The organism is Arthrobacter tecti (assembly GCF_054511355.1).
In genome coordinates this window covers 219,561-245,893 of record NZ_JBTNCT010000001.1, presented here as the reverse complement: position 1 = coordinate 245,893, position 26,333 = coordinate 219,561, and the positions used below count along the sequence as shown (strand labels likewise).

Annotated in this window: 20 protein-coding genes; 15 read left to right on the top strand and 5 right to left on the bottom strand. The window is 63.2% G+C overall.

Annotated elements, in window-relative coordinates; genetic code table 11:
- Window positions 1-93 precede the first annotated feature (93 nt).
- Complete coding sequence (rpsA, locus tag ACX80C_RS01140; RefSeq protein WP_459324389.1) at window positions 94-1,575, top strand: 30S ribosomal protein S1; 1,482 nt, start codon at window positions 94-96, stop codon at window positions 1,573-1,575.
- A gap of 105 nt (window positions 1,576-1,680) precedes the next feature.
- Here the strand turns inward: rpsA and ACX80C_RS01135 are convergent, their stop codons facing one another.
- A complete protein-coding gene (locus tag ACX80C_RS01135; protein ID WP_459324388.1) occupies window positions 1,681-2,844 on the bottom strand; it encodes a class I SAM-dependent methyltransferase in 1,164 nt (387 codons plus the stop codon).
- Between the two features lie 92 nt (window positions 2,845-2,936).
- Here ACX80C_RS01135 and coaE point away from each other — a divergent pair, with 92 nt between their 5' ends.
- The 4 genes from coaE (at window position 2,937) to ACX80C_RS01115 (ending at window position 9,298) form a co-directional block, all read left to right on the top strand.
- Window positions 2,937-4,148, top strand: a complete 1,212-nt coding sequence (gene coaE, locus ACX80C_RS01130) for a dephospho-CoA kinase (RefSeq protein ID WP_459324387.1) — start codon at window positions 2,937-2,939, stop codon at window positions 4,146-4,148.
- A 76-nt stretch (window positions 4,149-4,224) separates the two neighbouring features.
- Window positions 4,225-6,306 (top strand): excinuclease ABC subunit UvrB, encoded by a 2,082-nt coding sequence (gene uvrB, locus ACX80C_RS01125; RefSeq protein ID WP_459324386.1) that lies wholly within the window; start codon window positions 4,225-4,227, stop codon window positions 6,304-6,306.
- A gap of 3 nt (window positions 6,307-6,309) precedes the next feature.
- Window positions 6,310-8,082, top strand: a complete 1,773-nt coding sequence (locus ACX80C_RS01120) for a hypothetical protein (RefSeq protein ID WP_459324385.1) — start codon at window positions 6,310-6,312, stop codon at window positions 8,080-8,082.
- A gap of 181 nt (window positions 8,083-8,263) precedes the next feature.
- Window positions 8,264-9,298 carry a TerC family protein gene (locus ACX80C_RS01115; RefSeq protein ID WP_459324384.1) on the top strand — a complete coding sequence of 345 codons (1,035 nt, stop codon included), beginning with the start codon at window positions 8,264-8,266 and terminating at the stop codon, window positions 9,296-9,298.
- 99 nt (window positions 9,299-9,397) lie between these two features.
- On the opposite strand, the gene ACX80C_RS01110 is transcribed toward ACX80C_RS01115, so the two are convergent.
- The 3 genes from ACX80C_RS01110 to ACX80C_RS01100 are packed head-to-tail and all read right to left on the bottom strand — an operon-like array spanning window position 9,398 to window position 13,742.
- The gene (locus ACX80C_RS01110) at window positions 9,398-10,666 is read right to left on the bottom strand and encodes an alpha/beta fold hydrolase (protein WP_459324616.1); all 1,269 of its coding nucleotides are present in this window, start codon (window positions 10,664-10,666) and stop codon (window positions 9,398-9,400) included.
- Between the two features lie 38 nt (window positions 10,667-10,704).
- A complete protein-coding gene (locus tag ACX80C_RS01105) occupies window positions 10,705-11,184 on the bottom strand; it encodes a GNAT family N-acetyltransferase (protein ID WP_459324383.1) in 480 nt (159 codons plus the stop codon).
- A 23-nt stretch (window positions 11,185-11,207) separates the two neighbouring features.
- Window positions 11,208-13,742: a DEAD/DEAH box helicase gene (locus ACX80C_RS01100; protein ID WP_459324382.1), complete on the bottom strand. Its 2,535-nt coding sequence runs from the start codon at window positions 13,740-13,742 to the stop codon at window positions 11,208-11,210.
- 202 nt (window positions 13,743-13,944) lie between these two features.
- Between ACX80C_RS01100 and ACX80C_RS01095 the strand changes: the two genes are divergently transcribed.
- The gene (locus ACX80C_RS01095) at window positions 13,945-14,730 is read left to right on the top strand and encodes a trans-aconitate 2-methyltransferase (RefSeq protein WP_459324381.1); all 786 of its coding nucleotides are present in this window, start codon (window positions 13,945-13,947) and stop codon (window positions 14,728-14,730) included.
- Here the strand turns inward: ACX80C_RS01095 and ACX80C_RS01090 are convergent.
- Window positions 14,716-15,354, bottom strand: coding sequence for an MBL fold metallo-hydrolase (locus tag ACX80C_RS01090; RefSeq protein ID WP_459324380.1), 639 nt, complete (start codon window positions 15,352-15,354; stop codon window positions 14,716-14,718). The two genes, ACX80C_RS01095 and ACX80C_RS01090, sit on opposite strands and share 15 nt — an antisense overlap.
- 109 nt (window positions 15,355-15,463) lie before the next feature.
- On the opposite strand from ACX80C_RS01090, the gene ACX80C_RS01085 reads away from it, so the two are divergent.
- The 9 genes from ACX80C_RS01085 (at window position 15,464) to ACX80C_RS01045 (ending at window position 26,136) form a co-directional block, all read left to right on the top strand.
- The gene (locus ACX80C_RS01085; RefSeq protein WP_167992794.1) at window positions 15,464-15,841 is read left to right on the top strand and encodes a GntR family transcriptional regulator; all 378 of its coding nucleotides are present in this window, start codon (window positions 15,464-15,466) and stop codon (window positions 15,839-15,841) included.
- A gap of 122 nt (window positions 15,842-15,963) precedes the next feature.
- Window positions 15,964-18,819, top strand: coding sequence for an excinuclease ABC subunit UvrA (gene uvrA / locus ACX80C_RS01080; RefSeq protein WP_459324615.1), 2,856 nt, complete (start codon window positions 15,964-15,966; stop codon window positions 18,817-18,819).
- Window positions 18,820-18,882: 63 nt separating this feature from the next.
- Window positions 18,883-19,590 carry an HAD hydrolase-like protein gene (locus ACX80C_RS01075; protein WP_459324379.1) on the top strand — a complete coding sequence of 236 codons (708 nt, stop codon included), beginning with the start codon at window positions 18,883-18,885 and terminating at the stop codon, window positions 19,588-19,590.
- Complete coding sequence (locus tag ACX80C_RS01070; protein ID WP_459324378.1) at window positions 19,577-20,242, top strand: lysophospholipid acyltransferase family protein; 666 nt, start codon at window positions 19,577-19,579, stop codon at window positions 20,240-20,242. Before ACX80C_RS01075 ends, ACX80C_RS01070 begins: the two co-directional genes overlap by 14 nt.
- A 43-nt stretch (window positions 20,243-20,285) precedes the next feature.
- Complete coding sequence (gene uvrC / locus ACX80C_RS01065) at window positions 20,286-22,289, top strand: excinuclease ABC subunit UvrC (protein WP_459324377.1); 2,004 nt, start codon at window positions 20,286-20,288, stop codon at window positions 22,287-22,289.
- A gap of 163 nt (window positions 22,290-22,452) precedes the next feature.
- A complete protein-coding gene (gene rapZ / locus ACX80C_RS01060; RefSeq protein ID WP_459324376.1) occupies window positions 22,453-23,352 on the top strand; it encodes an RNase adapter RapZ in 900 nt (299 codons plus the stop codon).
- Entirely contained in the window at window positions 23,352-24,383 is a 1,032-nt protein-coding gene (locus ACX80C_RS01055; protein WP_459324375.1) for a gluconeogenesis factor YvcK family protein, read from the top strand. The genes rapZ and ACX80C_RS01055 overlap by 1 nt, the downstream gene beginning before the upstream one ends.
- A gap of 10 nt (window positions 24,384-24,393) precedes the next feature.
- Complete coding sequence (gene whiA / locus ACX80C_RS01050; RefSeq protein WP_459324374.1) at window positions 24,394-25,374, top strand: DNA-binding protein WhiA; 981 nt, start codon at window positions 24,394-24,396, stop codon at window positions 25,372-25,374.
- A gap of 135 nt (window positions 25,375-25,509) precedes the next feature.
- Window positions 25,510-26,136: a superoxide dismutase gene (locus ACX80C_RS01045; protein ID WP_459324373.1), complete on the top strand. Its 627-nt coding sequence runs from the start codon at window positions 25,510-25,512 to the stop codon at window positions 26,134-26,136.
- Window positions 26,137-26,333 lie beyond the last annotated feature (197 nt).

Genomic DNA, 26,333 nt, shown 5'->3' with positions numbered 1-26,333 from the left:
CAGGCTCCAGACGGCGAGTGCATTGAGTTGCGCCCGTCATACGGTGCCGTGACGCCCGGATCAATACATAATCCACAACGGAGCCCCAACTACATGACCATCACCACCACCGAGAAGCCAGGTGCCCCTCAGGTCGCTATCAACGACATCGGCACTGCTGAGGACTTCCTTGCAGCCATTGACGCCACCATCAAGTACTTCAACGACGGAGATCTCGTTGAGGGAACGGTAGTCAAGGTTGACCGTGACGAAGTCCTGCTCGACATCGGTTACAAGACCGAAGGTGTCATTCCTTCCCGCGAGCTTTCCATCAAGCACGATGTCGATCCGGGGGACGTGGTCTCCGTTGGTGATGAGGTTGAAGCGCTTGTCCTCACCAAGGAAGACAAGGAAGGCCGTCTGATCCTGTCCAAGAAGCGCGCTCAGTACGAGCGCGCCTGGGGCGACATCGAGAAGGTCAAGGAAGAAGACGGCGTCGTCACCGGTACCGTCATCGAGGTCGTCAAGGGTGGCCTCATCCTCGACATCGGGCTCCGTGGCTTCCTTCCCGCATCGCTCGTGGAAATGCGTCGTGTACGCGATTTGGCTCCGTACATCGGTCAGCAGATCGAAGCCAAGATCATCGAACTGGACAAGAACCGCAACAATGTTGTGCTTTCCCGCCGTGCCTGGCTCGAGCAGACGCAGTCCGAGGTCCGCTCCACCTTCCTCAACAAGCTCGAGAAGGGCCAGGTCCGTCCGGGCGTCGTTTCCTCGATCGTCAACTTCGGTGCATTCGTGGATCTTGGCGGCGTAGACGGCCTGGTTCACGTTTCCGAGCTGTCCTGGAAGCACATCGACCACCCGTCCGAGGTTGTTGAGGTTGGCCAGGAAGTTACCGTCGAGGTCCTCGAGGTGGATCTGGACCGCGAGCGTGTATCCCTGTCGCTGAAGGCTACGCAGGAAGATCCGTGGCAGACCTTCGCACGTACGCACGCACTGGGCCAGGTTGTACCGGGCAAGGTCACCAAGCTGGTTCCCTTCGGTGCGTTCGTTCGCGTCGAAGACGGCATCGAAGGTCTCGTGCACATCTCCGAGCTGGCTGTCCGCCACGTCGAACTGGCTGAGCAGGTTGTCTCAGTTGGTGACGAGCTGTTCGTCAAGGTCATCGACATCGACCTCGAGCGCCGGCGCATCTCGCTGTCCCTCAAGCAGGCCAACGAGGGCGTTGACGCCGACAGCACGGAGTTCGATCCCGCGCTGTACGGCATGGCTGCCGAGTACGACGAAGAGGGCAACTACAAGTACCCCGAGGGCTTCGACCCCGAGTCCAACGAGTGGCTCGAGGGTTACGAGACTCAGCGCGCCGCCTGGGAGGCTCAGTACGCTGAGGCCCAGTCGCGTTGGGAGTCCCACAAGAAGCAGGTCGAGCAGCACGCTAACGACGATGCAGCTGCGGCCAACGAGCCTGCTGAGTCCGGCACCACCAGCTACTCCTCGGAGCCGGTTGTTGAGGCCAACCAGGGCGCTGGCACCGGCACCCTGGCGTCGGATGAGGCGCTGGCTGCCCTGCGCGAGAAGCTTACCGGCAACTAAGGTTTCCTTACCTGTAGGAGGGTCCCCGCTCGTCTCGAGCGGGGACCTTCTTGCATTCCCAGTAAATCCACTCTCCAATAGGTGACCGTTAGACGCACCAAACGGTCACCTATTGGGGAGTGGATTCCTCGTCGAGACTGTCACCGTGAATTTGGGGTTGCGCGCCACCTGGCGGGTTGGGCCGACGCGCTTCTCCAACGCACCGCGGTACTGCAGATGGCTGTTCCAAACGGTCCACAGCTCGCCGCCGGGACAGAGCACACGTGCGGCGGCGTCGAACAGCTTCAGCGCAATACCGGCATGCACCGTGTGACCCGAGTGGAAGGGTGGGTTCAACACCACCAGATCAGCGCTACCGTCGGGTTGCTGTGAGAGCGCGTCATCGCGAACGACGACGACGTGCCCGCCAACGCCGTTGGCTTCCACGCTCGCCCGGGTAGCCGCCACGGCCGCCGTCGAAGCGTCGGATGCGGTGACGGAAAGTCCTGGTCGGGCCAAAGCAAGATAGGCCGCAATGGTGCCGTTGCCGCACCCCAGATCGATTGCATGCTGGGATGCGCGGGCCTCGCTGAGGTAGGGGAGCAGGAAGCGCGTACCGGGGTCCAGCTTCGTTCCGCCGAAGGTGGCGCCATACGCCCGAAGCTGGAGGGGAAGTTCAAGGCCCGCATCGTGCGCCGAAGCTTTGGGGAAGAGATTGGGCCCGGCTGCCAAGGGATGCCGCGCCGTCAGTACCCTGGACTTCTGGCGTGCCAGGCCGGCCGTAACGCTGCCGAAGTACTTCTCGAGCAGTTGCGACATCGCAGGCGCCATGTGCTTCACTCTTCCGCCTGCCAGCAACGTCACGTCACTCGCAGCATTCGAAGCAATGTGCCATGCAACTTCTTCGAGCGCATCGAGTGAACGGGGCAGTTGCAACAGGACATACCGCGCGCCGTCGAACAAAGTCGCGTCCAGCGCACGGGACGTGAAGCTGTGGGCCATGCTGGAGCGCTCGGCGTTGGCGGCCAGGGCGCGTTCGCCCGTGATTGAGTCCTGGTGGACGCGGATGTCCGTTGCTCCGAGGTGCTGGGCCCCCAGTGTCAGGGCGCCGTAGGCATCCCCGACCACGACAACTTCACCGGGGGAAGCAGACGGCAGTTGGTCCGCGACGGTATCCAGAAGCAAACGGTCGGTCGCGTCCGAGGCGAACAGGTTCTCGGTCTCTATGTCCGGCCAGCGTCTCAGGTTTTCGAAGCCATATCCGGACGCCGTGCCGCTCCTCGCATTCACCCACCAAGTCTAGACACCGGAAGCGCTCGGCTTTGGTACCGCTCCAGATATCCGGGCGGAAGGGGCGGATCGACACCGGTAGCCTTACATTCATGCTGAGGGTTGGATTGACGGGCGGCATCGCGGCGGGAAAGTCGCTCGCCGCGTCCGCACTACGGGAGCTGGGCGCTGTCCTCATTGACGCCGACCAGCTGGCGCGCGAGGTTGTCAAGCCAGGGATGGACGGGCTGCGCGAAGTGGTGGACGCTTTCGGGTCGGAGGTCTTGCTCCCCGACGGATCACTTGACCGGGCCCGGCTTGGTGCGCGGATTTTTGACGATCCGGACGCGCGCTCCATGCTCAACGGCATCATCCACCCCCGCGTCCGGCGCAAGGCCGCCGAAGCGGAAGCGGCCGCAGACACGTCTTCGGAGGGCGCCGTCGTCGTTGTTCATGACATCCCGCTGCTGGTGGAGACCGGCCAGGAGGACAGCTTTCATCTTGTGCTCGTGGTGGACGCGCCGGAGGAAGAACGCGTCCGGCGGATGATTGACAATCGAGGCTTCACTGAGCAGGAGGCTCTTAGCCGCATTCGCGCCCAGGCGGAAACCGTTACGCGTAACGCTGCAGCCGATGCCGTCCTCGATAATTCGGGCGGCAGCGATGATCTGCGGGATGCGGTGCAGCGCGTGTGGGTGCAGCGGCTCCTGCCGTTCGCGGAGAACCTCCAGCACGGGCGGGTGGCGAAGCGTCGGGGTGGCCCTGTGTTGGTCGAGAATCCTGACTGGTCCCGGCAAGCGGGGCTGCTGGTGCGGCGGTTGAGCAGGGTGGATTCGCGCATCCTCGGCGTTCATCACATCGGATCGACGGCGGTGCCCGGGCTCCCGGCCAAGGATGTCATCGACCTGCAGCTTACTGTCTCTTCCATGCAGGAAGCCGATGAGCTGTCCAGTGCGCTTGCGGTGGCAGGATTCCCTACGTCGCCTGAACCTTCACCGGATACCGTTCCCGACCGGCCGCAGGAGGAGACACGGCTTCACTGCAATGCCGATCCCGGGCGTCCGGTCAACGTGCATGTGCGTCTGTACGGGTCTCCGAATTGGCGGTTTGCGTTGGCCTTCCGGGATTGGCTTCGGGCGAATCCCGACATGGCTTCGGCCTATCTCGCGGAGAAGGAACGGTGCTTCGAGATTCACCGGGATGATGCAAGCAACGCCGGTTACGCCGAGTGCAAAGAGGACTGGCTCACGAACTATGCGGCCCCTCGGATGGAGGCCTGGATTGACGACGCCGGCTGGTCGCCGGAGCGCTCATCGGCCCTTTGAGAAACACATTCAGCCGCGAGCAAAGAACGGCCTTTGCGGACAGTGGTTGTCCGCAGGCTGGCGGTAACGTAGAACCATGAGTCTTGCGCAGGAGATCAACCGTGTCGTGGCACCGTTCGAGGTGGTCAGCGAATACCAGCCGGCCGGTGACCAGCCGACGGCCATCAAGGAACTCGCGGAACGGATCAACGCCGGTGAGAAGGACGTTGTCCTGCTCGGCGCAACCGGCACCGGCAAGAGCGCAACCACGGCCTGGCTGATCGAGCAGGTGCAGCGGCCAACGCTCGTCATGGTGCAGAACAAGACCCTCGCCGCCCAGCTGGCCAACGAGTTCCGGGAATTGCTGCCGAATAACGCCGTCGAGTACTTCGTCTCCTACTACGACTACTACCAGCCCGAGGCTTACGTTCCACAGACAGACACCTTCATTGAGAAGGATTCATCGATCAATGAGGAAGTGGAGAGGCTTCGGCACTCCGCAACGAATGCGCTGCTGACCCGTCGCGATGTCATCGTCGTGGCCACCGTGTCCTGTATTTATGGCCTCGGCACGCCGGAGGAGTATGTGTCCGCGATGGTCACGCTGCGCCGGGGCCAGGAGATGAACCGGGATGATCTGCTGCGGCACTTCGTCTCGATGCAGTATGTGCGCAATGACATGGATTTCCACCGGGGAACCTTCCGGGTGCGCGGAGACACCGTTGAAATCATTCCGATGTATGAGGAACATGCAATCCGCATCGAGTTCTTCGGCGACGAAGTGGAGCGCATCTATACGCTGCATCCCCTCACCGGCGAAGCGATTCGTGAGGAGACCGAGATGTATGTTTTCCCGGCATCCCATTATGTGGCCGGTCCCGAGCGTATGGGACGGGCGATTACCCGGATCGAGGACGAACTGCGGGAGCGCCTGCAGGAGCTTGAGTCGCAGAACAAGCTGGTCGAGGCGCAGCGGCTCCGCATGCGCACCACCTATGACCTCGAGATGATGCAGCAGATGGGTTTCTGCAACGGCATTGAGAACTACTCGCGCCACATCGACGCACGGACCCAGGGGAGCGCGCCGCACTGCCTGCTCGACTATTTCCCGGATGACTTCCTGCTGGTGGTGGATGAGTCACACGTGACCATTCCGCAGATCGGCGCCATGTATGAGGGCGACATGTCCCGTAAGCGCACCCTGGTGGATCACGGGTTCCGTCTGCCATCGGCCATGGATAACCGGCCGCTGAAGTGGGACGAATTCCTGGAACGCATCGGGCAAACCGTGTACCTGTCGGCCACGCCGGGCAAGTACGAACTCAGCAAATCGGACGGTTACGTCCAGCAGATCATCCGTCCCACCGGGCTCGTGGACCCCGAGGTGATCGTGAAGCCGAGCAAGGGCCAGATCGATGACCTGCTCGGTGAGATCCAGACACGCGTGGAGCGCGACGAACGCGTACTGGTGACCACGCTGACCAAGCGCATGGCTGAGGACCTCACGGGCTACCTGCTCGAACACGGCGTGAAGGTCGAGTATCTCCATTCCGACGTCGATACGCTGCGCCGCGTTGAGCTCCTACGGGAGCTGCGCCTCGGCACGTTCGATGTCCTGGTGGGCATCAACCTGCTGAGGGAGGGCCTGGACCTTCCGGAGGTCTCGCTGGTCAGCATTCTCGACGCGGACAAGGAGGGCTTCCTCCGCAGCTCCACCTCGCTCATCCAGACCATCGGCCGCGCCGCGCGCAACGTGTCTGGGCAGGTGCATATGTACGCAGACCGCATCACCGATTCAATGGCCAGGGCTATTGACGAGACCAATCGGCGGCGCGATATCCAGGTTGCCTTCAACAAGAAGCACGGAGTGGATCCGCAGCCACTGCGGAAGCGGATCGCGGACATCACCGATTCCCTTGCCAGGGAAGACGCCGACACGCGGGAGCTGCTCGAGAAGACCTCAAAGGGTGCCAAGGGCAAAGGCAAGGGAAGAGCCGTTCGGGCCGACGGCCTGGCAGCCGTTCCCGCCGAGGATCTCACTGACCTGATCAGCCAACTCACGGCGCAAATGCATGCCGCGGCTGAAGAATTGCAGTTTGAGCTGGCAGCACGGCTGCGTGACGAAGTCGGCGATCTGAAGAAGGAACTGCGGCAGATGCAGTCCGCCGGGCACGCCTGATCGATGGCCGAGGATCCACGGAGAAGCACCTTCACGGAAATCCGGGTCCACGGGATTGGGGATCATGAGTACTTCACCAGTCTCGGGTTGCCCCGTGAGAAACGCTTAAACGCCTGGGTGCAGGTCGCCGAGCCGCCACCGTTGCCCGAGCATCAACTCCGGATCGTCAACTGGTCCCGTTCGCACCGCCGCAGAACGGGATTCCTTTGGTATCTGGCTTTTCCTTTCACCCTCGTCAACGTGGCCGGCCGCATGGAATCCTCGGCGGTGCACCGGCAGGGAAGCGGCAATGGCATGCTGCGTGCCCTGGTCTTCGCGGTGGGTGTGATCCTCACGGTGTCGCAACTTGCCTGGTTGGTGGTGCTCGGCGAAACTTTGCTCCGGTATATTCCGTTGCCGCCGCCGGCCTTGCATACGGTACCGGTAGTGGCCGGCCTGCTTCTCGCGGGCTGGTTGCTGTACCGGTACCGGAAGGTTGTCCGGCGCCAGTCAGAGCGCAGGGGCCAGGCGTTCATTCCCGCACTTGTCCACGGCGTCGTCGTCGTGTGTGCTGTAGCGTTTCTCGCCCTGGTCCGCCCTGCGCAGGTTCCGTGGAGCGGCTGGCCGTCGGCACCAACCCCTGTGGGGACGAGTCAGCTCGACGCCATGGCGCTCTGGATCGCGATCAGCATCTCGACTTCCTTCGTTGCCGCGCTCGCTCTTGCCGCCCACTATCACGCTGCAGGGAGGCAGGAGCGGCAAGCGCGTGTACCACTCGTTGCGGCGGGCCTCCTTCTGCCGGTGGCCGTCGTCCTCATGCATGCACTTACCGCCCTGGTGCGAATGGTCCTGGACAACCTCCTCGCCTACGTAACGGGACTCTTCGGACTGGCCCAGCGCCGCTTACCCGTTGGAATTCTCCTTCCCTACGACAACCCGTCCGACGCCGGCGACAGCCGCCTCGATCTTTTTCCCTTCCTCGCGCTGATCGCGGCCGTAACGGCTTTGGTGGCCGCCGCCGTCGTGCTCGGGATCGCGAAAGACCCTGGACTTCCGCCACTATTCCGGGGCAAGGCGGCACGCGGTCGCTGGTGGCATGAATTCACTGAAGCCGCGCCGGGCTTGCTACCCTTCATGCTGCCGTTGGCGGTCCTGCTGGCCGCCGCGGGCATGACGACGGCGATTATCCTGGGCGAGGGCAGGCTCGGCGGCCCCTGGCTCGCGCTGGCAATACTTGTGCTTCAACTTTTCGGCGCGGCGGTGGTGCTGGTAATGCTTCTCGGCCAGCTTCGACCGGTGCGCGAGGTTCTGGGCAAGATCGCCGATATTGCCGGGTTCTGGCCGGTCCGTGATCATCCGCTCGCAGGTTCGTCGTACCGGGATGCCGCGGTGTCGGGCATTTCCGAACTCGTGGAGCACTACAGCGACGGCGTTGTCCTGGTTGCCCATAGCCAGGGATCCGTCATCTGTGCCTGGCTCGTTGCCCATGGGTCAGACGGGCACGCTTCGCGCGAGCGGCCGCACCTGGTGACGGCCGGCTCACCGCTGGCATCCTTGTACGCCGCGTTTTTCCCGTCCGCATTCAGCCCGGAACTCTTTGCCGATGTTGTCGGAGGAACCCGCAGCTGGGTGAATTTCTGGAGGAGGACCGATCCAGTTGCATTTGCCGTCCCGTGGGCCGAGAACCGCGTCCTGGCGGATCCAAGGGAAGACGGCGTTGCCCGCAGTCACAGCGACTACTGGACGGAACCCGCTGTTATGGAACACATCGAATCCCTGTCGCGGCGGCAGGACTGACTGCGCCGCATATTTCCGGATCGCTCCGGCACACCGGTAGGATAGAGCGGACGTAGGGGAGTATCCATTCGCGCTACGAACGTCAACACGCAGACCGCAGAGGTTCTGCCGGGCGTAGCGGCCGCGCATGATCGCGGTGGAGAGACTTGCGGTTCCCGTTGTACCTCCGAAAGGGTTCCTAGTGCTTGAACTGCCCCTTGCCTTCGAAATAGGCACCTTCGTCGTCCTGGGCCTTGTGCTCCTGTTCGACCTGCTGCTCGTTGTGAAGCGCCCCCACGAACCATCCATGAAGGAAGCCGGCCTCTGGGTCGCCTTCTACGTTGGTCTCGCCCTGATCTTCGCTGTCCTGATGTTCGCTTTCACCGGACCGGAATTCGGCGGCCAGTTCGTGGCTGGTTGGGTGACTGAATACAGCTTGAGCATCGATAACCTGTTCGTGTTCATCATCATCATGGCCCGTTTCTCGGTGCCCCGGAAGTACCAGCAGGAAGTGCTGATGGTGGGCATCATCATCGCCCTGATCCTGCGCGGAATCTTCATCCTCCTCGGCGCCGCGCTGATCAGTAACTTCTCCTGGATCTTCTACATCTTCGGTGCGTTCCTGCTCTGGACGGCCTACCACCAGGCCAAGGACTCCGGTGAAGAGGAAGAGGACAAAGAAAACAAGATCATCGCCAAACTCCGCGGCGTGCTGCCGATGTCTGAGCACTACGACGGCAACAAGATCCGCACCGTGGTCAACGGCAAGAAGGTCTTCACCCCGATGCTGATCGTGTTCATCACCATCGGCCTGACCGACCTGATGTTCGCTGTTGACTCCATCCCGGCGATCTTCGGACTGACCGAAAGCCCGTTCATCGTGTTCACCGCGAACCTGTTCGCGTTGATGGGGCTGCGGCAGTTGTACTTCCTGCTCGGCGGGCTGATGACGCGCCTGGTCTACCTCAAGCACGCCCTGTCGCTGATCCTGGCGTTCATCGGTGTGAAGCTGATCCTCCACGCCCTACACGAGAATGAGCTGCCCTTCATCAACGGCGGCCAACACATCGAATGGGCACCGGTGATCCCGACCTTCGTATCCCTCGGGATCATCATGGGCATCATCGTCGTGGCTGTCGTCGCCAGCCTGCTCAGCCCCAAGGGCAAGCAGGCGAAGGTTGACGCCGAACTCGCCGCGGATGCAGAGCGCGCCCGCACAGGCGGGCCCGACGCCTAGTCAAGTACGCACGTAAAGCGCCGGTTCGGTATCTACCGAACCGGCGCTTTTATCGTCGGGAGTTCAGTTCTAAGACAAACCGAGAGACCGGAGAACCTGCTACCGGCCGTGTGCCAGGGCGAGGAGCCGGTTGAAGATAGCTTCGCCGTCGTCGTGAATGCCGTCGTGATGAAAGTCCGCTGTCTCCCACATCCGAAGGCCCTTCACTGCCCCTGCCGTTTCCAGGGACAGGTCGCGGTCAACATAAATGTCTTCCGAGTAGACCGCCGCGGCAGCGGGAACGGTGTTGCGCGCCAGTTGCGCCGGGTCGTACAGCGGTCCCCAGTTGCTGATGGATGCCAGCTGCTCCGCTGTTTCCCTCAACGGAACCAGGGCAGGGTCTTCGTCGAAGTACCACGGATAGACCATTTCGCCGATCAGGAGCGGTTCAGCGGCCTCGGGAAGAAACTGCGGGAGCTCCTGAAGTACGCGCCACGCCGCCCATCGCGAGGCTTCACCCTGACAATAGATCGACTCGTGGAGCACCGCATAGAGCGGGTTGGACCGCCGGCTCACAAGAGTCTGCACCTGGTCCAGAAAGACCGGCGACAGGCGTTCACCGGCTTCGGTGGTGATGAACGCGTCCTCCAACAGGTAGTGCAGGCCGTCAACCCTTACATTCCCGCCGAGGTAGGAGCCGACCAGCTGGAACCGCCGCGCAGTGAGGCGTTCACCGGAGGGAAGCCGTTCATCGACCTCTTCAAGGTGGCGGGCGATGCGAGTGAGGACCTTACGGTCCTCGGGATACCTACCGAAGTACTCGGCATTCCGCGCGGCGACCCGCCGGAAGGTATGCCGGTATACCCGCTCGGCCGGCCCGGCCAGCGGAGCCAAGCCGCCCGTGATGAGGGCGCACGCCATTCCTTCCGGCGCGAAGGAAAGGTAGGTCAGCGCGCAGAATCCGCCGAAGCTCTGGCCGAAGACCGTCCAGGGATCCGCGCCGAGTGCTGCCCGGATGGCTTCGGCGTCGGCAACAATCGAATCGGCACGAAAATGGCGGAGGTACTCGGCCTGCTGAAGGGGAGTACCCCTGCCTGGCAGCGTCCGTTCGTCGGCAGGTGTCGAAAGGCCGGTACCCCGCTGGTCCAGCATCAGGATGCGGAACTCACGCGCTGCTGCCTTCATCCAGCCGGCGAGCTGCGTGACGCGGCTTCCCCGGCCGCCCGGCCCTCCCTGAAGGAACAGGAGCCAGGGCAGGCGGGCGGTCTCGTCCTCGCTGTGCTCCGTTGAACTGTATTCCCTTGCGAAGACGGTGATGGATTCGCCGTCGGGATCTGCATGATCGAGAGGCACACTGAACCGGTGACCCGTACTACGCATTCCTCGCATGTGGCGGGTCGGCTCGCTCTCATGCGACGTAGCGGTCATCAGCAGGCCCGGGCGAAACGGGTCAGCGGACCACCCGTCAACCGGAAGGTGGTCCATTCATCCTGGGGGAGGGCCCCCAGACTCCGGTAGAAAGCGATCGACGGTTCATTCCAGTTCAGGACCGACCACTCAACCCTCGCGTAGCCACGCTCCGCAGCGATGCCGGCCAGATTCTGCAGGAGGGCCTTCCCGTAACCGGATCCACGCGATTCCGGCCGCACGTACAGGTCCTCCAAATAAATCCCGTGAACGCCTTCCCAGGTGGAGTAGTTCAGGAACCAGAGTGCGAATCCCTGGATGCCGCCGTCGTCCTCGGCGATGGAGGCAAAAATGCGGGGGTTCTCCCCGAACAGTGCTTCCTCGAGTCCCTCAACGGTGTTGCGGACCGCGTCCGGCTCCTTCTCGTACACCGCGAGTTCGTGAATTAGTTGCAGGATGGTGGGCACGTCTTCCCGACGTGCATTCCGGATGGGAGTCATGCCTACCAATGTAGCGCCGAGCGCTACGGCCCGCCGACGGAGGTGACGGCGACCACGGGTACGCCCGCCTCGTCGGACGCCGCGAGGTCAATGACCGCGTTGATGCCCCAGTCCTGGTCGCCGGAGGGGTCCTTCAGGATCTGCCGGACCTCCCACTTGCCAGGCAGTTGCCGAATGAAGAGTAGTGCCGGACCGCGTGCGTCGGGGCCGTCGTCGATGTCGTCGTGGTCATCGAAATAACCGTCCATCGCCTCCGCCCAGCGGTCGGCGTCCCATCCTGAGTCACCATCGAGCCGGCCGAGAGCCTCTTCATTCTCGGCAGCGAACAATTGCACACGCTGGAACATTTCGTTGCGGACCATGACGCGGAAGGCGCGTTCATTGGAGGTGACGGAGTCCGGTTCCGGAGGCAAGTCGACATGCTTGGGATCCCGATCCTGCACTCCGGCCGCCAACTGCTCCCATTCGTCGAGGAGGCTGGAATCCACCTGGCGAATCAACTCACCGAGCCATTCGATAATGTCGGTCAGATCCTCGCGGAGGGCATCGCGCGGTACGGTCTGTCGAAGGGCCTTGAAGCAGTCGGCGAGGTACCGCAGCAGGATACCCTCGGAGCGGGCGAGGCTGTAGAAGGCAATATTTTCACCGAAGTTCATTGCCCGCTCATACATGTCCCGGACAACTGACTTCGGGCTCAACTCAAAGTCTCCCAGCCACGGCGAACCGGACCGGTACGTCTCGAACGCCTGGAAGAGGAGTTCACCCAGCGGTTGCGGGTAGGAGATTTCCTCGAGGCGTGCCATCCGCTGGTCGTATTCGACGCCGTCGGCCTTCATCGCCGCTACGGCCTCGCCGCGCGCCTTTTTCTCCTGCGCACTGAGAACCTGCCGGGGTTTCTCGAGGGTTGCTTCAATGACGGAAACGACATCGAGCGCGTAGGAAGGTCCTTCAGGATCGAGCAGCTCGAGCGCGGCGAGCGCAAATGGGGACAACGGCTGATTAAGCGCGAAGTTGGCTTGCAGGTGGACCTTCAGGCGTACGGTGCGGCCCTCGTCATCGGGTTTGTCCAGCCGCTCGACGATCCCGGAGTTCACGAGCTCGCGGTAGATGCTGATGGCCCGGCGCAGGTGCGCGAACTGCCTGGCCTGCGGTTCGTGGTTTCCGCGCAGCAGGTTCTGCACCGCGTCCAGTGGGTCGCCGGGGCGTTCCAGCAGGTTCAGCAGCATGGAGTGCGTGACGGCGAAGCTGGATCCGAGCGGCTCCGGAGTGCCTTCCACCAGGCGGTCATAGGTGGGTTTGCCCCACGACACGAATCCCTGCGGCGGCTTTTTCCTCACCACCTGGCGCAGTTTCTTCTGGTCATCGCCGAACTTCGCAACCGCCTTGGCCATTGCCTTGGTGTTCTCCACAACGTGATCGGGTGCCTGTACGACGACGGTGCCCGCGGTGTCGTAGCCCGCCCTACCGGCGCGCCCGGCGATCTGGTGAAACTCCCGCACGTTGAGCAGGCGGGTGCGGACGCCGTCGTACTTGCTCAGCGCAGTCAACAGTACGGTGCGGATCGGCACGTTGATCCCCACACCCAGCGTGTCGGTTCCGCAAATCACCTTGAGCAGTCCTGCCTGCGCCAGTTGTTCCACCAGACGGCGGTACTTCGGAAGCATGCCGGCGTGATGCACGCCGATCCCGTGGCGAACCAACCGGTTCAGGGTCTTCCCGAAACCGGATGAGAATCGGAAGGAAGCAATGAGCTCCGCAATGCGGTCCTTCTCCTCCCGGGTACAGACGTTGATACTCATCAGGTTCTGTGCGCGCTCAATCGCCTCCGCCTGGCTGAAATGCACCACGTAGACCGGCGCCTGGTGCGTGCCGAGCAACTCCTCGAGCGTCTCCTGCAGCGGGTCTTCGGAGTAGTAGAAGTTCAGCGGGATGGGCCGGTCGGCTGAACTGACCAGTACCGTCGGACGCCCGGTGCGGGCGGTCAGGCCGGTTTCGAAGCGTTCGACATCGCCGAGAGTTGCGGACATCAGCAGGAACTGCGCCTGCGGAAGTTCCAGCAGGGGGACCTGCCAGGCCCAGCCGCGTTGCGGGTCTGAATAGAAGTGGAACTCGTCCATGATTACTGTTCCGACGTCGGCCGGCGCACCTTCGCGGAGCGCGATGTTGGCGAGGATCTCTGCGGTGCAGCAGATGATCGGCGCATCCTGGTTGACCGCCGAGTCACCAGTGACCATGCCGACGTTCTCAGCGCCGAATGTGGCGCACAGGGCGAAGAACTTCTCGGAGACGAGAGCCTTGATGGGCGCCGTGTAGTAGCTTCGACGACCTTCGGAGATGGCGTGGAAATGCGCAGCGACTGCCACGAGGGACTTTCCCGACCCGGTAGGCGTTGCGAGGATCACGTTGTTGCCGGAAACGAGTTCCAGGACTGCCTCATCCTGCGCCGGGTACAGGGTGATGCCCTCGCCCTCCGACCACGACTGGAACGCCGAGTACACGGCGTCAGCGTCAGGGCTGCCTGGCGGTTCTGTCTGGGGGAGGTGCTCCTGGATACTCATGGGCTCTAAGCCTATCGGTAGGGTCCCGGGGCGAGCGCAGCGAGGTTCGGGGGGCCGGTGGGCGCTATCGGTAGGGTCCCGGGGCGAGCGCAGCGAGGTTCGGGGGGCCGGTGGGCGCTATCGGTAGGGTCCCGGGGGGGGGAGCGCAGCGAGGTTCGGGGGGCCGGTGGGCGCTGTCGGGGAACACCGATACGCTCGTTGTATGCGCTGGGACCCCACACAATATGCACTTTTCTCCGATCACCGTGCGAGGCCGTTCTTCGACCTTGTGGGCCGGATTGAGCATCCCGCTCCCAACCGGATTGTGGATCTCGGTTGCGGCCCCGGCGAACTGACCGCTGTACTGGCCCGCCGCTGGCCTGACGCTGAAGTGGTCGGAATTGATTCGTCCCCGGAGATGGTCGAACGCGCTCGGGCCCTGCCCGATAAGCCCGCCAACCTGACTTTCACCGTGTCAGACGTCCGCGATTTCTCGGTCGAGGCGGGCACCGACGTCGTTATTTCCAATGCCCTCCTGCAGTGGGTGCCGGGTCATCAGGCGCTGCTGGAACATTGGGCAAACGGGCTGGAGGCCGGGGGTTGGCTCGCGATGCAGGTTCCTGGGAACTTCTCCTCGGCCTCACATGTGCTGATGCGCGAGCTTGCGGATTCTCCGCGTTGGAAGCCGGAACTGAACGGAGTCCTGCGGCACGACGACGCCGTCAGCGAGCCGGGCGGGTATCTTCGCCTGCTGCGTGGGGCAGGTCTCGAGGTTGACGCCTGGGAGACCACGTACCAGCACCTTTTGCAGGGGAAGGACCCGGTACTGGATTGGGTCCGTGGCACGGGCCTGCGCCCGGTACTTGCCGTTCTCGAACCAGACGACGCCGACGAGTTCGAGCGTTCGTATGCGGCCCTCCTTGCTGAGGCCTACCCCACAGGAGCTGACGGCACGGTCTTTCCTTTCCGGCGAATTTTCGCTGTGGGGGTTAAGCTACCAGCCGCGTGAGCGCCACTCCTCCAGGGCCGGCCGCTCGGCCCCGAGTGTGGTGGACCTCCCGTGGCCGGGATGAACCACGGTCTCGTCCGGAAGGACATTGAATACTCGTTCGACGACGTCGGTGTAGAGGGAATCGAAGCGGGCGGGATCGCCGCCCGTGTTGCCGACGCCGCCCGGAAACAGCGAGTCACCGGTGAATAGGTGCGGAGATCCGGCCGGGTCCCGATAGAGGAGTGCAGTAGATCCCGGAGTGTGGCCGCGCAGCGAGATCGCTTCAAGGTCAAACCCCTCGAAGTTCCCGACATCGCCATGGTCGAGGGGCACGTCCGTGGCTACGGCGATGTCCTCGACATCCGCTGTTCCGGCTGCGGTCTTCATCCCTGTTGCCTCGACGATGTCCGCAAGGGCACCCACATGGTCCCAATGCGCGTGCGTGGTGACCACGAGGGTCGGCTTCGCCGTTGAGGAGGTGTCCCGGGCGCCCTCGGCGAGGAGCGCCAGGATGGCGCGGGCGTCGTCGGCCGCGTCGATGAGAACCTGTGCCCCGCTCGTCTTGGCGGTCAACAGGTAGACGTTGTTGTCCATCTCGCTCACTGAGATGCTGCGGATGGTCAGATCCCGAAGGTCATACATGCTGGCCAGTGTAGACCCGGCGTTACGCCACAGGGAATGGCGATGGAGAAGCGTCGAAGCGCGTGGCAGAATGTGAGCACCCGTCCAACGTCGTTCAGGAGCGCGCACTGTGAACTCTGATGTTACGGCGTGGCTGCGGATTGACCCGGCGAGTTCAGTTCCGCCGTATGAGCAGCTGCGCGTGCAGATTCTGGACGCCGCGAATGACGGCTCGCTGCCCGTCGGAACCCGGCTCCCACCCGTGCGCACGCTGGCGGGACACCTTGGAGTGGCGGTGAACACGGTCGCGCGGGCGTACAGGGAGCTTGAACAGGCACACATCGTCGTGACCCGGTCGCGGGCGGGTACGGTGGTGGCTGCCGCCGGGGACGAAGCGCGCCGGAAAGCCGCGGAAGGCGCCGCAGAGTACGCACGTCTGGTTAAGGCGAACGGCATCACCGAGGATGAAGCGGTCTCCTACCTGAGGGCCGCACTGCGCCGTCGGTGAACATCGCCGGGGACACGCCGTGAATTCCGGCGTTCGAATATGTTTTCGAACGCTGTTTCCACTAAAGTGAAATGGTGTCTATTGCAACCTCCCTGGATTCCGGACTCTCCCATCCTGACAAGATGCCGCAGGATCTCTCACGGCTGATCGTCAAGGGAGCCCGGGAACACAACCTGCGAAACGTAGATCTCGATCTTCCGCGGGACGCAATGATTGTCTTCACGGGCCTGTCCGGTTCCGGTAAGTCCTCATTGGCGTTCGACACCATCTTCGCCGAGGGGCAACGCCGGTACGTCGAGTCGCTCTCGGCCTATGCGCGCCAGTTCCTCGGCCAGGTGGACAAGCCGGACGTCGACTTCATTGAGGGCCTGTCGCCGGCCGTATCCATTGACCAGAAGTCCACCAGTAAAAACCCCCGGTCCACCGTGGGCACCATTACCGAGATCTATGACTACATGCGGCTGTTGTGGGCACGGGTGGGCCGGCCGCATTGCCCAGTGTGCGGTGAGGCGGTCGCAAAGCAGACTCCGCAGCAGATTGTGGACCAGCTGATGGAGCTCGAACAGGGCACCCGGTTCCAGGTTCTTGCCCCGGTGGTACGTGGCCGTAAGGGCGAATTCGCAGATCTCTTCCAGGATCTCGCTGCCAAGGGCTACTCGCGCGCCAGGGTGGACGGAGATCTGGTGCAGCTCACCGACCCTCCGAAGCTGGGCAAGCAGTACAAGCACACCATCGAGGTCATCGTGGACCGACTGGTGGTCAAGGACGGGGTTCGCCAGCGCCTCACCGACTCCATCGAGACCGCCCTCAAACTGGCCGAGGGCAGGGTGCTTGCTGACTTCGTGGATCTTCCGGCGGAGGACACTCATCGGATCCGGGCGTTCTCGGAGAACCTGGCCTGCCCCAACGAGCACCCACTCGCCATCGACGAGATCGAGCCGCGTTCCTTCTCCTTCAATAACCCGTTCGGTGCCTGCCCTGCGTGCACCGGCATCGGCACCAAGCTCGAGGTTGATGAGGAACTGGTTGTTCCGAACCCCGATCTCTCCCTGGGCGAGGGCGCTATTGCGCCGTGGGCGCTCGGCACAGCAACTCTTGAGTACTGGACGCGGCTTCTCGAAGGGCTGTCCAAGGAACTCGGCTTCTCCATGGACAAGCCGTGGAGCAAGCTCCCCCAGCACGCGCGGGACGCGGCGCTGTACGGCAAGGACCACAAGGTGGTTGTGCAGTACCGCAACCGTTTCGGCAGGGAACGCAAGTACAGCACGGGTTTCGAGGGTGCTGTTCAGTACATTCACCGCAAGCACCTTGAAACTGAATCCGACTACGCACGGGACCGCTACGAGGAGTACATGCGGCAGGTGCCGTGCCCTGAGTGCGGCGGAGCGCGCCTCAATCCTGCTTCGTTGTCCGTGCTGATCAACGGACGCTCCATCGCCGAAGTCTCCGCGATGCCCATGCGGGAGTGCAGTGACTTTTTGAACAACCTGGTCCTGACGGGCAGGGAGGCGCAGATTGCGTCGCAGGTGTTGAAGGAGATTCAGGCACGCCTTCGGTTCCTCCTCGACGTTGGGCTCGAATACCTCAACCTGGAACGTGCAGCAGGCACGCTCTCCGGAGGTGAAGCGCAGCGCATCCGTCTTGCCACGCAGATCGGTTCCGGTCTGGTAGGCGTTCTTTATGTGCTCGACGAACCGTCCATCGGCCTCCACCAGCGTGACAACCGGCGCCTCATCGAAACATTGACGCGGCTGCGCAACCTTGGCAACACCCTTATCGTCGTCGAGCATGACGAAGACACAATCAACGAGGCCGACTGGATCGTTGACATCGGTCCGGGTGCAGGCGAGCACGGGGGACAGGTGGTCCATTCGGGTCTGCTCGAGGACCTCCTGCGGAATGAGCAGTCAATCACCGGGGACTACCTCTCCGGCAGGCGGAAGATCGAACCGCCGGCCAAGCGCAGGAAGATCGATCGCTCGCGTCAGCTCAAGGTAGTTGGGGCACGCGAGCACAACCTGAAGGGCGTCGACGCAACATTCCCGCTGGGAGTGCTCACCGCGGTTACCGGAGTCAGCGGGTCGGGTAAATCCACGCTGGTCAATGAGATCCTGTACAAAGTACTGGCGAACAAGCTGAACGGCGCAAAGCAGGTTGCGGGGCGTCATCGGCGTATCGACGGGTTGCAGCACCTGGACAAAGTCATCCATGTGGATCAGGGCCCCATCGGGCGGACGCCGCGTTCCAACCCGGCAACCTATACCGGGGTGTTCGACAACATCCGGAAGTTGTTCGCAGAAACCACAGAGGCAAAGGTGCGCGGGTACCTGCCCGGAAGGTTCTCCTTCAATGTGAAGGGCGGGCGGTGCGAAGCCTGCTCGGGTGACGGCACCCTGAAGATCGAGATGAACTTCCTGCCGGACGTCTACGTGCCGTGCGAGGTGTGCCACGGCGCGCGGTATAACCGGGAAACCCTTGAGGTGCACTACAAAGGCAAAACCATTGCGGATGTCCTCAACATGCCGATCGAGGAGGCAGCAGAGTTCTTCGCCGCCTTTGCGCCTATCGCCCGGCACCTAAGCACCCTGGTGGACGTCGGTCTCGGCTACGTCCGTCTGGGGCAGCCCGCCACCACGCTGTCCGGCGGTGAGGCCCAGCGCGTGAAGCTCGCGAGCGAATTGCAGAAGCGTTCAAATGGCCGAAGCATCTATGTGCTGGATGAGCCCACCACCGGGCTGCACTTCGAGGACATCCGAAAATTGCTGCAGGTGCTTCAGGGATTGGTGGACAAGGGCAACACCGTCATCACGATCGAACACAACCTCGACGTCATCAAGAGCGCCGACTGGGTGATCGACCTTGGACCGGACGGAGGTTCAGGGGGCGGCGAGATCATCGCAACCGGGACTCCCGAACAGATCGCCGCCACCCAGGAGAGCCATACCGGGAAGTTCCTCGCGGAGACCCTTTCCGCCTAGCGAAGTATTCCTTATCCGGCATGCAATTACCGGGCGGGTGTTCGGCTATGGGAAACTTGCCCGGTGACGAATACAAGGTTCCTGATTCTTTTCGACCTCGATGGCACGCTGGTCGATCCTGAGGGGGCTATCACGGGTGGGATCGCCGACGCTCTGCGAAACAGTGGGCTGCCTGTACCGTCGCCGGATCAATTGAGGCAGATGGTCGGTCCTGCCCTGGTTCGGTCCCTGATTGACATTGCCGGGATTCCGGAGCGCCGCGTAGACGAGGTTGTTGCCAAATATCGCGAGAAATATCGCACCACCGGGATGGCACTGAGCCGTCCCTATCCAGGCATTGTTTCCGCCATTGGGCAGCTGAACGAGCGTGGCCATCTCTTGGCGGTTGCAACGCAGAAGCCTGAATGGCTCGCGCTCGAACTGCTAGGCGTACAGCAAATGGCGGGGCTTTTCGCTTCAGTCCACGGCTCGCCGGCTGTCGAACGCGAGGCTGCGAAGCTGGACGGCAAGCGGACAATCATCGCCGCAGCATTGGCCGCGCATGCCGGGAACTACAGCCACGCAATCATGGTGGGCGACCGCTCCCATGACGTCGACGGTGCGGCAGCGAACGGGCTCGATTGCGTGGCAGTGTCGTGGGGGTTCGGCACCACCGAGGAGTTCGCGGCAGCCAACGCGGCCGTCGTCGTGGACTCCGCGGAAGCTTTAGTCCGCTACCTGGACGACCGCGTGAGGCAGGTTTCAGGGACGGTGGTCCATGGGCGTCTATGACCTCACCAGGAGCAGCACACGCGGGCTGATAGCGGGGCTGTGCAGACCAACCGTCGTCGGGTTGCAGAACGTGCCGACCGGCGGCGGCTTCATCGTTGCGCCCAACCATCTTTCCTTTCTGGACAGTGTGCTTGTGCAGGCACTGATGCCGCGACCTGTTGCCTTCTTCGCCAAAGCCGAGTACTTCACCGGTACGGGGGTCAAGGGCGCCCTCATGCGCTCCTTCTTCCAGGGTGTGGGTTCCATCCCGGTGGAGCGCGGCCAGCAGGCGGCAAGCGTGCAGGCCCTCAAGACGCTTCTGGGGATGCTGGAGGCGGGGGACGGCGTAGGAATCTACCCGGAAGGTTCGCGCTCCCGCGACGGCCTGCTCTACCGAGGGAGAACCGGCGTCGGCTGGCTCGCGCTGACCACGGGAGCTCCGGTGGTGCCTGTTGGCCTTCTCGGCACTGATTTGCTGCAGCCTGCGGACAGGCGATGGATCAGGCCGCAACATTTCACCATGAAGATCGGTGAACCGTTGTACTTCGAGAAAACAGGATCGAATCATTCGCTGCCTGCCCGCCGTCAGGTAACGGACGCCATCATGGATGCCATAGCGGAACTGACAGGCCAGCGTCGAGCTACCGGATACAACAAGAGCACAGCGGAGTAGGCGCCGTCACGGGTAGCCCGTCTGCCGCCGGTAGGATGAAACGGTGGCAGATCCAGCAACATACCGGCCCAAAACCGGCGAAATTCCGCAGGATCCGGGGGTATATAGATTCCGGGACCAGCATCAGCGGGTCGTCTACGTGGGCAAAGCCAAGAATCTCAGGTCACGGCTGAACTCCTATTTCGCCAACCCACAGTCATTGATGCCGCGGACCCGTGCCATGGTGCACACCGCCGCCAGTGTGGAGTGGACGGTCGTCGGTAGCGAGCTCGAAGCCCTCCAGCTCGAATACACCTGGATCAAGGAGTTCAATCCCCGGTTCAACGTCATGTTCCGGGATGACAAGTCCTACCCCTACCTGGCGGTGACCCTCGGGGAGAAGTATCCGAGGGTACAGGTGATGCGCGGGGACCGGAGGAAGGACACCCGGTACTTCGGGCCGTTCTATCCGGCCAAGGCAATCCGTGAGACCGTTGACACCCTTCTGAGGGTTTTCCCCGTACGCACCTGCAGCTCCGGCGTGTTCAAGCGCGCCGAGCGCTCGGGCCGCCCATGCCTCCTCGGCTACATCGATAAGTGCTCCGCGCCATGCGTTGGCAGGGTTTCCGCGGATGAGCACCGCGAGCTGGCGGTACAGTTCTGCGACTTCATGTCCGGTCAGGCCGGCCGCTTCATCCGGGACCTGGAGCAACGGATGGCGGCTGCCGTAGCGGAACTGGATTACGAGGCGGCGGCGAGAATCCGCGACGACATCGCCGCCCTTAAACGGGTCTTTGAGCGCAACACGGTGGTACTGAGCGAAGATACTGACGCCGACGTATTTGCCCTGGCGGAGGATGAGTTGGAGGCAGCCGCCCAGGTTTTCCACGTGCGCGGCGGCCGCATCCGCGGCCAGCGTGGCTGGGTGGTTGAGAAGGTCGAGGACATGAGCACCGCAGACCTGGTGGAACATCTGCTGCAGCAGGTTTACGGCGAAGGAAACAGCAGCAACAACCGCATCCCCCGCGAGGTCCTTGTGCCCGTGCTTCCAAGCAACGAAGAACAGATGCGTGAGTGGCTGCGCGGTCTGCGCGGGGCGCGGGCTGATATCCGGGTACCGCAGCGCGGTGACAAGGCAACCCTTCGTGGGACCGTCGAGCAGAACGCCGCCGATTCCCTTCGGCTGCACAAGAGCCGCCGCGCCGGGGACATCACCACCCGCTCTGCAGCGCTGCAGGAGCTTCAGGAAGCACTGGACCTTCCGCAGCCGCTCATGCGCATCGAATGCTTCGACATCTCGCATGTGCAGGGAACCAACGTGGTCGCCTCCATGGTTGTGGTGGAGGACGGGCTGCCCCGCAAGGCCGATTACCGCCGCTTCTCGATCACCGGCGATGCCGCACGGGATGACACCGCATCCATGTACGACGTCATCTCCCGCAGGTTCCGCAACTACCTGGCGGAGCAGAACCCCCTGGATTCCCTGCCGGGAGAAGGGAACGACGACGACGGCGGCGGGCCGGTTGCCGATTCCACCCGTCCGGTGGCGCGCCAGAAATTCGCGTACCCGCCTAACCTCGTCGTGGTAGACGGCGGCCAACCCCAGGTCCGGGCAGCTGCACGGGCGCTCGGCGACCTGGGCATCGACGACGTGTTCGTCGTCGGGCTTGCCAAGCGCCTGGAGGAGGTGTGGCTGCCGGAGGGTGATTTCCCGGTCATTCTGCCGCGGGCCTCGGAAGGGCTCTTCCTGCTGCAGCGGATTCGTGATGAGGCGCACCGCTTCGCGATCGCCTACCACCGGCAGAAGCGCGGGAAGTCCATGACGGTATCTGCGCTTGACGACGTGCCGGGCCTCGGCCCGGCGAAGCGCCGTTCACTCCTCAAGCACTTCGGCTCGGTCCGCAAACTGCGTAACGCGAGCGTCGAGGAGCTCCAGCAGGTACAGGGAGTGGGTCCGGCATTGGCGGCGGTAATCCGCGGCCAGCTTGCGAAGGAAGGTTCCGGGAACGGCAGTGACGCCCCGCCCACGGCGGTCAATATGACGACCGGCGAGGTACTGGAATCCTAGCCGGCAACGAGGGGTCCCCAGACGAGCGAAGCGAGTCTGGGGAGGTCCGGACGCGTTAGGGTAGAAGCTGGAGGCGCGGCCGTACACCGCCCGGTCCAACGGATCTCGGGCGAGGAACGGCGCGGTGTAATTCGGGTGCAACGGTGGGATGGAATCGAAGAATATGAAAGAGGCTGACGGACTGACGCCGGTCAAACCTGCCGAATCCGAACTGCTGGTCGTCACCGGGATGTCCGGTGCCGGGCGTAGTACGGCCGCCAACGCGCTGGAGGACCACGGCTGGTACGTCGTTGAGAACCTTCCCCCGCAGATGCTCAGCACCCTGACCGAGATTGTCTCCCGGACGCCGGAATCGATTCCCAAGCTCGCCGTCGTCATCGATGTGCGCAGCAAGGAATTGTTCCAGGATGTGCAGGGGTCACTCGCTTCCCTGCGGGCCGCGGGAATCACGTATCGGGTGCTGTTCCTGGACGCCGCCGATGACACGCTTGTCCGTCGGTTCGAGCAGGGGAGACGCCCACACCCGCTGCAGGGAGACGGCCGCATCCTCGATGGGATTTCCGCCGAGCGGGACGTTCTGAAGGAACTCAAGCATGCTTCGGACCTGGTCGTGGACACCACCCAGCTGAATGTCCACGCCCTGGCGACGCAGATCACCGAGCTGTTCTCGGATTCAGGGCCCATCGTGCTGCGGCTGAACGTCATGAGCTTCGGCTTCAAGTACGGGCTGCCGGTGGACGCGAACTTTGTTGCGGACGTCCGCTTCATACCGAACCCGCACTGGGTGCCGGTTCTCCGTCCGCAGACTGGCCTGGACGGGCCCGTTCGGGATTACGTGCTCACCGCGAACGGTGCATCCGAGTTCGTCGACCGCTATGTCAACGCGCTCGAGCCCGTCCTTGAGGGGTATCGCCGCGAGAACAAGCATTACGCCACCATCGCCGTGGGCTGCACCGGCGGAAAGCATCGCTCGGTCGCGGTAACCGAAGAGATTGCCCAGCGCCTCGCACAACTGCCGAGACTGCAGGTGATGGCGCACCACCGTGATCTCGGGCGGGAATAGTGGCGATCCTGACCGGTTCGCTGCCGCTCATTCCGGCTACGTCGACCTCCCGTTCGGGTCCCGGCGCGCAGGACAGCGCGCCGTCGGTCGTTGCACTGGGTGGCGGACATGGCTTGTCGGCGTCGCTGTCGGCGTTGCGCCTGCTCACCTCGGAGTTGACGGCGGTCGTGACAGTGGCCGACGACGGCGGCTCCTCCGGGCGCCTGCGGCGTGAGCTTGGCGTGCTTCCCCCCGGTGACCTCCGGATGGCGCTTGCGGCACTGTGTGACGATACAGACTGGGGCAGGACCTGGCGAGACGTGATGCAGCACCGCTTCGCCTCGCGCGACGGCGTCGAGGGCTCCCTGGACAACCATGCTCTGGGCAACCTGCTGATCGTCACGCTCTGGGAGCTTCTCGGCGATCCGGTCGCAGGTCTGCAGTGGGCCGGGGCGCTGCTTGGTGCGCGCGGCCGGGTCCTCCCGATGGCCAGTGTTCCCCTGACCATCGAGGGGGATGTGCTCTCCGAGAAGGACGGCCGGCTCCAGCTGCATACAGTCTCCGGACAGGCCGAACTCGCGGTTGCGGGCAGCGCGGGAAACGTCAGTAGGGTTCGTCTTCTGCCAGAGGACGCTACGGCGTGTGTGGATGCGCTGAACGCGATCGAGCTGGCGGACTGGGTCATCCTCGGGCCGGGTTCCTGGTACACCTCCGTACTTCCGCACCTCCTGTTGCCTGAGCTCCGCGACGCCCTGTGCACCACAACGGCGCGTCGCTGCCTGACGATGAACCTCAGCAATGACACAAAGGAAACCCAGGGCATGAACGCCGTCGACCACCTGGGCGTGATCCGGCGCTACGCCCCTGATTTCAGGGTGGACGCGGTAATCGCGGATCCGTCGGTGGTGGCTGACAGGGCAGAGTTCGAGGCCGCAGTGAAGGAAATGGGCGGCCGGACGATCTTGGGTAAAGTAGGCTCTTCAAGCGGCGGACCCGTTCATGACGCCTTGCGTCTGGCAACGGCTTACCACGACATGTTCGGCGAATTCTAGGAGGGTGTCTGTGGCGTTGACCGCGGATGTTAAAGAGGAGCTCTCGCACCTCGACGTCAAGAAATCGTCGGTACGTAAAGCCGAAGTCTCTTCCCTTCTTCGCTTTGCCGGCGGGCTTCACATCATTTCCGGGCGCATCGTCATAGAGGCAGAGGTCGATCTCGCCTCAACGGCGAGACGGTTGCGGAGCGCCATAGCAGACGTATACGGACACAACAGCGAAATTATCGTGGTGTCCGGCAACGGACTGAGACGCGGCAACCGATACGTCGTGCGCGTCGTGCGGGACGGCGAATCGCTCGCCCGGCAAACCGGGCTCCTGGACAACCGCGGCAGACCCGTTCGTGGGCTGCCATCCGCCGTCGTCAACGGCTCCGCCGCGGACGCCGAAGCTGTCTGGCGTGGAGCCTTCCTCGCACACGGCTCGCTCACCGAACCTGGCAGGTCCTCGGCACTGGAAGTCACTTGTCCCGGCCCTGAGTCCGCGCTGGCGCTGGTGGGGGCCGCGCGAAGGCTTGGAATAACCGCCAAGGCGCGCGAAGTCCGCGGCGTCGACCGCGTGGTAATCCGTGACGGTGACACCATCGCGGTCCTGCTGACCCGGATGGGTGCCCACGATGCGCTCATGGTCTGGGAGGAACGGCGGATGCGAAAGGAAGTACGCGCCACCGCCAACCGCCTCGCTAATTTCGACGACGCCAACCTGCGCCGCTCCGCCCAGGCCGCCGTTGCGGCAGGAGCACGCGTGGAGCGGGCCCTGGAGATTCTCGGCGAAGAGGTGCCCCAGCACTTGAAGTACGCAGGGGAGTTGCGCGTGGCGCACAAGCAGGCAAGCCTTGATGAACTCGGGCGGATCGCGGACCCGCCGATGACCAAGGACGCTATTGCCGGCCGGATCCGGCGGTTGCTCGCTATGGCTGATAAACGGGCAACGGATCTGGGTATCCCGGGCACCGAAGCCAATGTGACCGCCGACATGTTGGAAGAGTGAATCCGTGCATAGGATGGAGAAGCGGCCCTCCGCAGGAAGCACTGCTTCCCGCCGGGATGGGTAACGGTCCCTTCGGGACCACCGCGCAAGCTGGGATTCAACCCCGCAAGAGCAACACAGGACATGGAGGATTTCGTGAGCGAATACGTATTGCCTGAATTGAACTATGACTACGCGGCCCTGGAGCCGCACATCTCCGCGCGGATTATGGAGCTTCACCACAGCAAGCACCATGCCGCCTACGTCAAGGGCGCGAATGACGCCATGGCGCAGCTTGCCGAAGCCCGTGAGAAGGGGGACTTCACCAACATCCCCAAGCTGTCCAAGGACCTCGCCTTCCACACTGGCGGTCATGTGAACCACTCGGTCTTTTGGAACAATCTCTCGCCTGAGGGGGGCGACAAGCCAGAGGGCGAACTGGCGGCGGCACTCGATGACGCGTTCGGCTCGTTCGACGCATTCCGCGGTCAGTTCACTGCGGCAGCGCTGAGCCTCCAGGGCTCGGGCTGGGCTTTCCTTGCCTACGAACCGATCGGCGGCAACCTCGTCATTGAGCAGCTCTACGACCAGCAGGGCAATGTTGCGGTCGGTACAACACCGCTGCTGATGCTCGACATGTGGGAGCATGCCTTCTACCTGGATTACGTCAATGTCAAGGCCGACTACGTGAAGGCCTTCTGGAATATCGTCAACTGGGCCGACGTCTCCCGGCGCTTCGAGGCTGCACGCACCCACGCGACCGGACTCATCACGCTCTCCTGATCCGGCCCGCTGTGTCCCGGCGTAACCTTTCCTGCCCAGTCGGGCAGGAAAGGTGCCCCGGTGCGTAAGATGGTCATTGTCGCGTGCGTCACAGCAGGACATGGACCCGCGACCTCCCCCACGCTCCAAAACGCGCACAGTGCGGTGCAATGTATTTCAGACGCCGAACGGTCCGCCTTCCGTGTGAGGACGACAGC

Coding starts and splice junctions, on each gene's coding strand:
- rpsA (WP_459324389.1), top strand. CDS start 94: ATGACCATCACCACCACCGAGAAGCCAGGTGCCCCTCAGGTCGCTATC.
- coaE (WP_459324387.1), top strand. CDS start 2,937: ATGCTGAGGGTTGGATTGACGGGCGGCATCGCGGCGGGAAAGTCGCTC.
- uvrB (WP_459324386.1), top strand. CDS start 4,225: ATGAGTCTTGCGCAGGAGATCAACCGTGTCGTGGCACCGTTCGAGGTG.
- ACX80C_RS01120 (WP_459324385.1), top strand. CDS start 6,310: ATGGCCGAGGATCCACGGAGAAGCACCTTCACGGAAATCCGGGTCCAC.
- ACX80C_RS01110 (WP_459324616.1), bottom strand. CDS start 10,666: ATGCGAGGAATGCGTAGTACGGGTCACCGGTTCAGTGTGCCTCTCGAT.
- ACX80C_RS01105 (WP_459324383.1), bottom strand. CDS start 11,184: ATGACTCCCATCCGGAATGCACGTCGGGAAGACGTGCCCACCATCCTG.
- ACX80C_RS01100 (WP_459324382.1), bottom strand. CDS start 13,742: ATGAGTATCCAGGAGCACCTCCCCCAGACAGAACCGCCAGGCAGCCCT.
- ACX80C_RS01095 (WP_459324381.1), top strand. CDS start 13,945: ATGCGCTGGGACCCCACACAATATGCACTTTTCTCCGATCACCGTGCG.
- ACX80C_RS01090 (WP_459324380.1), bottom strand. CDS start 15,354: ATGTATGACCTTCGGGATCTGACCATCCGCAGCATCTCAGTGAGCGAG.
- uvrA (WP_459324615.1), top strand. CDS start 15,964: ATGCCGCAGGATCTCTCACGGCTGATCGTCAAGGGAGCCCGGGAACAC.
- ACX80C_RS01070 (WP_459324378.1), top strand. CDS start 19,577: ATGGGCGTCTATGACCTCACCAGGAGCAGCACACGCGGGCTGATAGCG.
- rapZ (WP_459324376.1), top strand. CDS start 22,453: ATGAAAGAGGCTGACGGACTGACGCCGGTCAAACCTGCCGAATCCGAA.